Below are 10772 nucleotides of genomic sequence, written 5' to 3'. Positions count from 1 at the left end.
GGCTTGCTTCTTATGCCTACAGCAAAGGTAACTAAAAACGTTTCTGCCGCCATAGGCGGCGGAAACGTTCTGTGTTCCACTCTGATTTCAATCAAGACAAAGGCTTGGCTTTACTCTTTTCGGAGTCTCCTTCGTCTTAAGCGGATTATATCTGGCGGTAGGACAGGCGGCAAACATTATCGGAGTAATCTTGGCCGCCCCATTAAGCAACCGGATCGGAAAGAAAAGAACCTATATGGGCTCCATGCTGATCGCCTCGGTCTTAAGCATCCTCTTTTTCTGGCTCGACAAGACGGATCTAGCCCTGATATTCACGTTCCAAGTGTTCATCAGTATTTGCGCCGGTAGTATTTTCCCCTTACTTTGGTCCATGTACGCCGATTGCACGGATTACTCAGAACTAAAAACCGGGAACCGTGCCACAGGATTGATCTTCAGTTCCTCGTCTATGAGCCAGAAATTCGGATGGGCGATCGGCACGGCTATCACAGGCTGGCTGCTCGCTTTCTTCGGATTTCAGGCCAATACCGTACAAAGCGAGGAAACGATTAGCGGAATCAAGATGTTCCTCAGTTTCTTACCGGCCGTAGGTACGATCCTGTCTGTTGTATTTATCGCTTTCTATCCGCTTAGCGAGACAAAGATGAAGGAAATCACCGCTACATTAGAAACCAAAAGAAAAGAAACAAATGAATAAAATCACCGAAGATTTACAAAACGAGGTTCAATGGGAGCTAGAGAACAATATCCTCCCTTTTTGGATGAACCGAATGATTGATAATGAGTATGGTGGTTTCCATGGGCAAATCACGGGAAACGGCCAACGAGTCGTACATGCCCCTAAAGGCGCCATCTTGAACGCCCGTATCCTATGGACATTCTCCGCCGCATACCGTTTATTACGAAAGCCGGAATATCTGGAAACGGCGACCCGTGCAAAACGCTACCTTATCGATAAATTCTACGACCAAGAATTCGAGGGTATTTACTGGGAATTAGACTATACCGGTCAACCGGTGCAAACCAAAAAGCAAATCTACGCCTTAGGATTCGCTATCTACGGATTAAGCGAGTACAACCGGGCTACCGGAGATAAAGAAGCGTTGGATTATGCGATCCGTCTCTTCAAGGCGATCGAACAATATAGTTTCGACCCGGAAAAGAACGGTTATATGGAAGCCTTTACGAAAGACTGGAAACTGATAGAGGATATGCGACTCAGCGACAAGGATGAGAATGAGAAAAAAACAATGAATACCCATCTGCATATCCTCGAACCTTATACCAACTTGTACCGGGTATGGAAAGACGAGCACCTCAAAAAACAACTCCGAAACTTGATCCTGATTTTCACCGACAAGATTTTGGATCACCGTACCTATCATTTAAACCTCTTTTTCAACGAGGATTGGGAAAGCAAATACCGTATCATCTCCTACGGTCATGATATAGAGGCATCTTGGTTACTGCATGAGGCCGCTATCGAATTGGGAAACAACGAGATCCTTCAGAAAGTAGAGCCTTTGGTTCAAAAGATAGCGATAGCGGCCGAAGACGGGTTATTAGCGAACGGTAGCCTCATTTACGAGTATCACCCGGATGAGAAGAAAGCCGACACGGACCTGCATTGGTGGGTGCAAGCCGAGAATGTAGTGGGTCATTTCAACTTGTATCAACATTTCGGAGATGAGCCTGCCTTAGGCACAGCCTATACATGCTGGAAATTCATTCAGCGTTATTTGATCGACAAGGAACAAGGGGAATGGCATTGGAGCGTATCGCTCGATCACGAGATCAATCGCGAGGATGACAAGGCCGGTTTCTGGAAATGTCCCTATCACAACGGACGGATGTGTATGGAGATTATCGAACGACTTACCGGCGAATAGCCGTCCGAAAGACCGCCTGCCGGCTCTTTTTTATCAGATTAACAACCGTCGGAAGTTTCCGACATCAAAAAAAACAAGCGATATGAACAAATTCTATTGGATGGCGATCGGCCTCCTTCTCGGTTTGGTGAACCTCCGGGCAGAGATCAAGCTGCCAGCTTTGGTAGGCGACAACATGGTACTCCAACAAGCCACTAAAGTACGGCTCTGGGGAAATGCAACCCCAAATTCAAGCCTGAAAGTCCGTAGTTCTTGGGACAATACGGAATACACGGCCCAAGTAAACGATCAAGGCAGATGGGAAATCTGGGTTCAGACGCCCTCGGCCAGTTTCGAAAAGCAACAGTTAACATTAGAGAATGGACAAGACAAGATTGTCTTGCATGATCTTCTGATCGGCGAGGTATGGTTCGGTTCCGGCCAATCTAATATGGAAATGCCATTAAGAGGTTTCTGGCACTGCCCTATCGAGGGAGGTAACCACGCTATCGCTACATCCGGGAAATATAAGAACTCGATCCGTTACGCTACGATCCAACGGGTCGGAGCCTTGGAACCGAAAGATTATCCGGTAGGTGGCGAATGGAAAGTATGTGATCCGCGAAACGCCCCGGAGTTCGGAGCTACCGCCTATTTCTTCGCGACCCTATTGACCGAGGTATTGAATGTCCCGGTAGGTATCATCAATTGTAGCTGGGGCGGTTCCACGGTTGAAGGTTGGTTGCCCAAAGACATCCTGCGGAATTATAGCGATATCGATCTATCCTTAGCGGGTAACGATGAGAAAATCCATCCGATGCTACAACCCATGATCATGTATAACGGAATGCTGAAACCGGCCAGCAAATATACGGTCAGAGGTTTCCTATGGTATCAAGGAGAGTCAAATGTCGGACACCCGGACTACGCTAAACGCCTAGCGACAATGGTAGAACATTGGAGAGGATTATGGGGACAAGAAGAATTACCTTTCTATCTGGTAGAAATCGCCCCTTACGAATATGAAGAAGGAGACCAAGCCGCGTACCTTCGTGAAGAGCAATACAAAGCTACCCGGTTGATCCCCAATAGCGGTATTGTTTCCACGAACGATCTGGTACAGGATTACGAGAAACGGCAAATACACCCCAAAGAAAAACAAAAGATCGGTGAGCGTCTTTGTTATATGGCTCTAAACAAAACCTATGGTTATACAACCATCGCTTGTGAGGGCCCCCAATACGATCATATGGAAGTAGATAAAGATAAAATCATTCTTTTTTTCAAGAATGCGGAAGATGGCTTCAATCGAGATAACGGGATCATAGGCTTCGAGATCGCCGGAAAAGACATGCGTTTCCACAAGGCTAACGCAACTATAGACGCTAACAAAAAAACCGTTATTATCTCAGCTCCAGACGTAAAAGCCCCAATAGCCGTTCGTTATGGCTTCCGGAATTTCCAAATTGGCAACTTGCAAAACGTACAAGGATTACCGGTGCTTCCATTCCGCACGGATAAATAAAACGACTAAGAAAATAAAATACAATACGTTATAATATTCAAGCTTGTTCACACGTAATGTCTTATTTTCATCTGTAAGACGTATTTAGTTTTTATTTCATTCTATTGTGATAATAGAAATTACCCTCCTAAAGTATTAGTGAACTTAATTCTTCCCATAAAAAAATGGGAGATCTTATTTTACAAGGAATCAGAGACCTCCTCTGATTCCTATTTATTTTTCATTCATATCATAATGTATACAAAAAATGATAGTTTGTATACAGACCATACTAATACATTGCGCTTTTTTTGCATCTAGATTTACTGAAGGGGGAAATATTTGTATAACAAACTAAATAACAATAATTTTAAATTTTATGAACAAGCTTATTAACAGAATTTCTCCGGAAACATCTGAAAACCGAATCTTACACGCTGGCTTTAGTATCATATTGATGTCAGAGGAAATAACACAAACCCTATCTGGTTTATCCAGCGATATGATTATTTTTATCTTAAGCGGATCCATAACTATATATTCCACTAAAGAAGAAAAGAAAACAATCGGTGAACAGTATATGATCTTTCTAAGATCATTTGAAAATTACACATATGATATCACACTAGGTTCAAAAATCATCATTTTCTTTTTTGACAGTTTAACGATGAATGAGTTACCGTATTACCAACATCCGTACGGAATATTACCTCAACCTATCTCTAAGTGGATAGAACTGAAAATAGTGGAACCTTTATACGGTTTTCTAGAACTTGTCGGACAATATCTTGAAAATAATTTCCTGAACTACCCTTTGTATGAATTAAAGAGAACGGAATTATTCTACTTACTGAAAAAGCTTTATAGAAAAGAGGAATTAGACTACTTTTTCTATTTATCAAGTACGCATTCAGCAGAGTTTGAGAGACTCATCGCCGAGAATTATATAAAAGCTAAAACAGTAACAGATCTAGCTCAAATGATAGGTTACGGAGTAAATTCCTTTCGGATGAAGTTTAAAAAAGTTTTCGGTATTCCAGCCTACGAATGGCTGATGCAAGAGAAATCCAAACGACTATTGGTCGCCATAGCTAACAGCGAGGATGATTTTAAGAATATAATAGATGAATTCGATTTCTCCTCGCATTCGCATTTCTACAAATTTTGCAAGGCACGCTTTGGATATAGTCCCACGGAGCTAAGGAAAAACTTAAATCGTTGTAAAAAACACCCCCTATCAGAATATACATTTAAATTGTCAAGTTGTATAACTCCTAATAAGTTATACTCATTTATCTTTGCCTCATTGATTTTAGACACCTATCCGTATGGATGATCTAATAAAAGATAGTGTATAATGACCACCATATTTTTTTATGTTTTACTATTCCAAATTAAAGACTGGGATAAAATTTGTGAAGAAGAGGGTAAAATGACATCGCCGATAATTTGCTATATTTTGCTAGGGGTTATCTTATTCATAATCTTGATGCGTATACTTTCCATATTGCAGTTTTTGCGATTGAAGCGGAAGGTAAAGAAACGTATTTCCCCGAAACACGATAAACCTTCCTGTAAATAAAGCCTCTACCCGCTTACATTCATTAATAATTAACGGAAGAACCAATTCGCTTCTTTCTATGTTTATATAAAAAAAGCGTTTAGATCATGGGCTTCAACATTCCTTACACAGACAAAAAGCGGGTCGTAATTATCGGGGGCGGATTTGGAGGGTTAAAACTAGCTGAGAAATTAAAAAAGAGCAAGTTTCAAGTAGTCTTAATCGACAAGAACAACTATCACCAGTTTCCTCCCCTGCTTTATCAAGTAGCGTCCTCCGGCTTAGAATATAATGAAATATCCTTTCCATATCGAAAGATATTCCAGAAGAGAAAGAACTTTTACTTCCGGTTGGCAGAGGTCTATGGCGTCAATCCGAAAGGGCATACCATTCAAACCTCCATCGGCGAATTGGAATATGATTATCTTGTAATCGCCGCTGGAACTATCACCAACTTCTTTGGAAACAAAACGATCGAGGAACAGTCTCTACCCATGAAAACGGTAGAAGAGGCGTTAGCTTTACGAGACACCTTATTAATTAATTTAGAGAAAGCGACTACTTGTACGGACCCGGACGAGAAGCAAGCTTTGCTAAATATAGTTGTTGTAGGTGGAGGGGCTACAGGTGTAGAAGTATCCGGCGCCTTATCCGAGATGAAACGGTTTGTTTTGCCGAAAGACTATCCGGATCTAGGAAACTTTCATATGAATATCTATCTGATAGAAGGGTCCTCTAAATTACTAGGGGCCATGTCTCCGGAAGCCTCCTCCAACGCTAAACGCTTCCTTGAGGATATGGGCGTTAACATCATTCTTCAGAAGCGTGTCGTGGACTATAAGGATGGGAACGTTTTCTTAGATGACGGCCAAACCATACCCACTAGAACCTTACTTTGGGTAAGTGGTGTGAAAGCGGTGCATTTCGATCATATCGAAGGAGAACTCTTGACCCGGGGGGAACGGATTATCGTCAATGAATGTAATCAAGTAAAAGGCTTATCCAATATATTCGCCATAGGAGATGTCTGCTGGATGGCAGAACCGGATTACCCGAACGGACATCCGCAAGTCGCTCAGGTAGCGATTCAGCAAGGTGAGTTATTAGCCGAAAATCTACAACGGATCGAGGCTCTAAAAAAACCGAGACCTTTCCATTATAAGAATTTAGGAACTTTAGCTACTGTCGGCAGGAATAAAGCGGTTGCCGATTTAAATAAGGTGAAATTACATGGATTTACGGCATGGTTGGTTTGGATGCTCGTACATTTACGTTCCATCTTAGGAATCAAGAATAAGCTAATTGTACTGATCGACTGGATCTGGAATTATTTCACGTACGACCGTTCCATACGTTTCATCTTGTTCATCCAAAAGCACAAACAAGATGGAACACAGGGCACGGAACCTACTTTATAAACTATAAGTCAACGTAAGCCAAGCTACCCGGGCATCACGATTGCGCTTTTGCGTCATTTCTAAGTTCGGGGCATCAATAATCGTTGTTTCTTCTAAACTATCGAATATATTGTTGATACTTAAGTTCGCGCATAATTTACGATTGAGGAAATATTGAGAGAGACCGGCATTTACGCTATAACGGCCTTTGATCTTACCTTGAGGCGTAAGCTGGTCGGAAACGTAGAAGCCGTCTACCTGAAAATCCGTAGTCGGCGTAATACTTACGTTTACATTCCCCTTCACATCCCAGCAAACCAAGGATTTCTTCTCGTCATAGCCTATCGTACGCCCATCGATCTCGTCCCGATAGATATCCCCGGAGAAACCGACCGTCAAGATACGTACCGGATTCCAGCTACCGGACAAGTCGGCTCCGACTGCTTGGCTATGTCCGATATTCTCTTTCTTCCAAACCGTCTCGTCATTTACTTGGCTAGCGGTTTCCATGATACGATTCGTACGATTCCGGTAATAAATAGCCGGAGTCAAACGGAGACGGGGAGCCGAGAACTGATATCCTAGCTCTACGTTATGGATAAACTCATCCTTCAAGTCCGGATTCCCCTGTATGATATGGGTAGGATCACTGTTATTCAAGAAAGAGCACAAATAGCTGCCATTCGGACGAATCGCCCGTTGCTGATAACTCAAGCTTAAGCGATTGCTCTTATTCACCTCATAAGTAAAACGGGAACGAGGATACAAATGAAAACGGGAACTCTTGTTCTCTTTGCCTTTTATCCCCTGCCAATAAGGATCGTTGATCCAAGAAGGGCTAAACTCATCCATCTTAAAATGACTAAATTCCGCCTGTATCCCTATCTCCGCGTTAAAAGCGCCCCAATTCTTAACCACGTCCGCATAGATCAAATTCAGATAACGGTTGAAATCGTAATTATACGATTTCGCCGGACTTAACTCAAAACTACCGTCAACCTTATCAAAAGCAGCCGTCAGATAATCCTCGTTTCGCGCACGACCTATATAACCAAGCTTGAAATCCCAACCATCGATCTCCTGCCCATATCCAAATCCCCAGAAATAATTATGTTTCGTATGGTCGATAGATTGGTTATCCTCCGAGACGATATTCCCGTTTTGAGGATTCTCATTCTTGAAATCATTATCCTCATCATACGAGAAATTATTATAGTTGAATACGGTATAAAAACCTTGATTCTCCGAAATCTCATGGTTCCAATACGCTTCGGCGGCATAAGCTTCCTGACGCTGGTCGTTATACCGGTTACGGATCACGTACTTCATTTGCTCCCCTTTCGGGTTGAATACCCGGTTGTTAATGCGTCCATACCGGCTATAATCCATCAAATGATACAGGCCATGCACGGTGATCCGGTCTTTCGCGGAAAGATCATAGTCTACTTTCATATCCGCCACATGTACGTCCGGACGAGCCGTGGCATTATTATTCATCTCCGTCCGGTTTTTAGCGGTCGCGGTCGATTTGCTGAAAGATCGTTCCCGGTATTCCCTCCTATAATTGTATTTCGCGTTGATATGGAATTTTCCGGGATGCAAATTCAATACCGCTCCTGCGTTATATCGCTCATTCCATCCCGCCCCAAGCGTAACATATAGAGGGGAATCTCCCGTTCCATACATACGAGGCACCAGATTGAGTATGCCCACATCACCATCCGGCACCGCATTAATCGGAGGAAATGCCCCTAATGAGATCTGGTTAAAGAACAGGGCGGGAAGTTGGATCAGCACGTCACCGCTATATTCTTCCAGCAAACCGTAAGGAACTCCATCGACAAGCATCCCGACATTACCGGAGCCCCTGTATGTAACGGCTCCTTCCATATCGGTTATGACAGAAGGCAATTGGCGAAAAGCATCCGCCGCCGTATTGGTAACGCTACTCAAGTTATTATCTACCCGCAAGATTTTCATCCCGCCCCTCTCGCTCAACCCGGCGAAACGGGTACCCTGAATCTCTATATTCCGGATCGTAAGCGTCGTATCGGCAGGAGTCTGCGAGAATACCGGCATAGCCAATAGAGCGGCCAATGGAAGAAGTAAAATTTGTCTCATATCATTATCTATGGTTTATAAACAAAAAAAGTCTGTATGTTCAACGCATACAGACTGTCCTCAAAACTCGTTTACTGATTATTATTCAGCAGGAGCAGCTTCTACGGCAACAGAGTCAGTAACCTCAACAGCTACAGAATCAGTAGCGGCAGCATCCTCTTCTACTACAGGAGCTTCCTCAACTACAGTAGCCTCTTCTGTTTCAGCAACAGATTCGGTAGATTCAGCAGATTTGTTGCCACAAGATGCGAATGATACAGCTGCGATAACAGCAGCAAATGCAACTAACTTTTTCATTTTGTTCTTAATTTAAACGGTCTATAATATCTTGTTGTTGTAAAACGATGCAAATGTATGTATTAATCATATATGTTGTACAACATAAGACGTTTTTTTTTGAATTATTTTCTACCGCTTTTACAATATGCTGAATATTAGCTGCGTTTGCTTTCTATTTATTTATCAATAATTACTGTACAGGTAACGCTTAATGCTTTTCTTCGGTGTTTTCTCGAATTCTGTCGGATACAATTGTATCTCCGAGATCGTTTCGTAAGGAGCCAGGAGCTTGTTCAACTCTATCCTATTTTGTTCCATGATAACTGGAAGATCCGTATGCGAGATACCCGTACTATCCACCGTATCGTAATCCGGATACACCATCCCGATCAATTTCCCGTTTTTCTCCACGACCAAACTCTCCATCACGAATGGCAAATTGTTCAATTTGGATTCAATCTCTTCCGGATAAATATTTTGTCCGCTAGCGCCCAAGATCATCGTCTTGCTACGTCCACGTATAAAAATACGGTTGTCATGATCGATCGTACCCAAATCACCCGTCCTTAGCCAGCCATCTTCCGTGAAGACATTTTGGGTTGCCTCATCATTCTTATAATAGCCTTTCATTACGTTCTCGCCCGATACTTGAATCTCGCCTACCTTATTATAAGGGTCTTCCGAATCGATACGGACTTTCATGATCCCTTTCAAGATCTGTCCGCAAGAACCGGGCACATACTCATTATTATGGTCATAACTGATCAACGGGCCACATTCCGTCATACCATAACCGATCGTGAACGGGAATTTGATCTTATACAAGAAATCCGTTACTTCTTGATTCATGGCGGCGCCCCCCACGATCACTTCACGGAAACGTCCTCCCAAGGCATCCACCAAATGTTTGCGGATCTGCGCATAGATACGTGAATCCAACAGTGGGATATTCAAGGCCAACTTCAAGGTTCGCTTATTCAACTGAGGAAGGATCATCTTCTTATAGATCTTCTCCAAAATCAGGGGAACCATCAAGATCAAGTTCGGCTTCACCTCTTCGAATGCCTTTAATAAGATTTTAGGAGACGGCACCTTACCTAATAAATAGACATGCACACCGAATGCCATGGGTACCAATAAATTGAAAGCGCAACTATAGGCATGGGCCAGAGGCAGGAAACATAACTCACGTTCACCCCGGAACAATAGATCCAGTGTCCGGGCATACGTCACGTTTCCGGCTAAATTATTCCCCGTCAACATAACCCCTTTGCTAAATCCGGTCGTACCCGATGTATAGTTGATCTCTACCACCTTGTCATTATCCAGCTCAGCGTATTTGATATCCTCTTGGGTGAAACCATCCGGATATTTCTCGGTCATCTTCTCATCCAGCGATTTCATCAACTTCTGGATATTCTCCCCATCCCGTTGATGCAAGCAACGATAATCAGAAAGAGAGAATACACCGCGAACCTCTTCGATCTTATCTTCCTCCAAAGAATCCCAAATCCGGTCGCTAACAAACAAAAAGACAGATTCCGAGTGGTTAATAATATGATGTACATCATTCGGATTAAAGTCCTGAAGAATAGGCACGATAATCGCCCCATAAGTAACAACCGCCATATAAGCGATGCACCAACGGGAGCTGTCTTTACCGATCAACGCGATCTTGTCTCCACGACGGACTTGGCACTCATGGAATAAAAGATGAATACGTGCGATCTCCGTTGCTACATCACCGAAAGTAAAGGTTTTACTTTTCCCGTAATCCGTTAATGCCGGCAAGGCCCAGTTTTCCTTGAAACTCTCCTCGTAAATCTTAATGAAATTCTCTTTGATCATAGCACACTTTTGTGAAATTCGCGTAAAAGTAAAAACAAATCCTTACTTTTGCCATGATATAACCTATAAATTTAAAATAAACAGATAGCTAAAAAGTAAATTTGAGAAAAGCGTAGCGATTCAACTGAAAGAGTGGTCGTTACGCTTTTGCTTTTGATGTGGAAAAGGTCGTTTGCAGACATCCAAAAGCCACA

Annotated in this window: 7 protein-coding genes and 1 pseudogene; 5 read left to right on the top strand and 3 right to left on the bottom strand. The window is 42.8% G+C overall.

What is annotated here, in order from left to right; genetic code table 11:
* Positions 1-112: 112 nt before the first annotated feature.
* From NBH07_RS22170 to NBH07_RS22150, 5 genes and pseudogenes are all read left to right on the top strand, one after another.
* A pseudogene (locus NBH07_RS22170) lies at positions 113-697 on the top strand (MFS transporter); the annotation flags it as partial.
* Positions 690-1889 (top strand): AGE family epimerase/isomerase, encoded by a 1200-nt coding sequence (locus tag NBH07_RS22165; protein WP_005865581.1) that lies wholly within the window; start codon positions 690-692, stop codon positions 1887-1889. The pseudogene NBH07_RS22170 and the gene NBH07_RS22165, both read left to right, overlap by 8 nt.
* Positions 1890-1971: 82 nt before the next feature.
* Positions 1972-3393, top strand: coding sequence for a sialate O-acetylesterase (locus tag NBH07_RS22160; RefSeq protein ID WP_009018617.1), 1422 nt, complete (start codon positions 1972-1974; stop codon positions 3391-3393).
* A 358-nt stretch (positions 3394-3751) separates the two neighbouring features.
* Positions 3752-4708 carry a helix-turn-helix domain-containing protein gene (locus tag NBH07_RS22155; protein ID WP_250833608.1) on the top strand — a complete coding sequence of 319 codons (957 nt, stop codon included), beginning with the start codon at positions 3752-3754 and terminating at the stop codon, positions 4706-4708.
* A gap of 332 nt (positions 4709-5040) precedes the next feature.
* Entirely contained in the window at positions 5041-6351 is a 1311-nt protein-coding gene (locus tag NBH07_RS22150; RefSeq protein WP_009018616.1) for an NAD(P)/FAD-dependent oxidoreductase, read from the top strand.
* Here NBH07_RS22150 and NBH07_RS22145 read toward each other — a convergent pair.
* The 3 genes from NBH07_RS22145 to NBH07_RS22135 form a co-directional block, all read right to left on the bottom strand.
* Positions 6346-8451 (bottom strand): outer membrane beta-barrel family protein, encoded by a 2106-nt coding sequence (locus NBH07_RS22145; protein WP_009018615.1) that lies wholly within the window; start codon positions 8449-8451, stop codon positions 6346-6348. The two genes, NBH07_RS22150 and NBH07_RS22145, sit on opposite strands and share 6 nt — an antisense overlap.
* An 81-nt stretch (positions 8452-8532) precedes the next feature.
* Positions 8533-8748, bottom strand: a complete 216-nt coding sequence (locus NBH07_RS22140; RefSeq protein WP_005855187.1) for a PG1828 family lipoprotein — start codon at positions 8746-8748, stop codon at positions 8533-8535.
* A 165-nt stretch (positions 8749-8913) separates the two neighbouring features.
* Complete coding sequence (locus NBH07_RS22135) at positions 8914-10578, bottom strand: AMP-binding protein (protein ID WP_005855185.1); 1665 nt, start codon at positions 10576-10578, stop codon at positions 8914-8916.
* Positions 10579-10772: the final 194 nt, after the last annotated feature.

This window comes from Parabacteroides sp. B2-S-102 (assembly GCF_023656665.1).
Classification (GTDB): domain Bacteria; phylum Bacteroidota; class Bacteroidia; order Bacteroidales; family Tannerellaceae; genus Parabacteroides; species Parabacteroides distasonis.
The sequence above is the reverse complement of the archived record's forward strand: the minus strand, read 5'-3'. Positions and strand labels throughout refer to the sequence as shown.

What these genes read in the sequence shown, in the direction of transcription:
- NBH07_RS22160 (WP_009018617.1), top strand. Translation starts at nt 1,972, where the DNA reads ATGAACAAATTCTATTGGATGGCGATCGGCCTCCTTCTCGGTTTGGTG.
- NBH07_RS22150 (WP_009018616.1), top strand. Translation starts at nt 5,041, where the DNA reads ATGGGCTTCAACATTCCTTACACAGACAAAAAGCGGGTCGTAATTATC.
- NBH07_RS22165 (WP_005865581.1), top strand. Translation starts at nt 690, where the DNA reads ATGAATAAAATCACCGAAGATTTACAAAACGAGGTTCAATGGGAGCTA.
- NBH07_RS22145 (WP_009018615.1), bottom strand. Translation starts at nt 8,451, where the DNA reads ATGAGACAAATTTTACTTCTTCCATTGGCCGCTCTATTGGCTATGCCG.
- NBH07_RS22155 (WP_250833608.1), top strand. Translation starts at nt 3,752, where the DNA reads ATGAACAAGCTTATTAACAGAATTTCTCCGGAAACATCTGAAAACCGA.
- NBH07_RS22140 (WP_005855187.1), bottom strand. Translation starts at nt 8,748, where the DNA reads ATGAAAAAGTTAGTTGCATTTGCTGCTGTTATCGCAGCTGTATCATTC.
- NBH07_RS22135 (WP_005855185.1), bottom strand. Translation starts at nt 10,578, where the DNA reads ATGATCAAAGAGAATTTCATTAAGATTTACGAGGAGAGTTTCAAGGAA.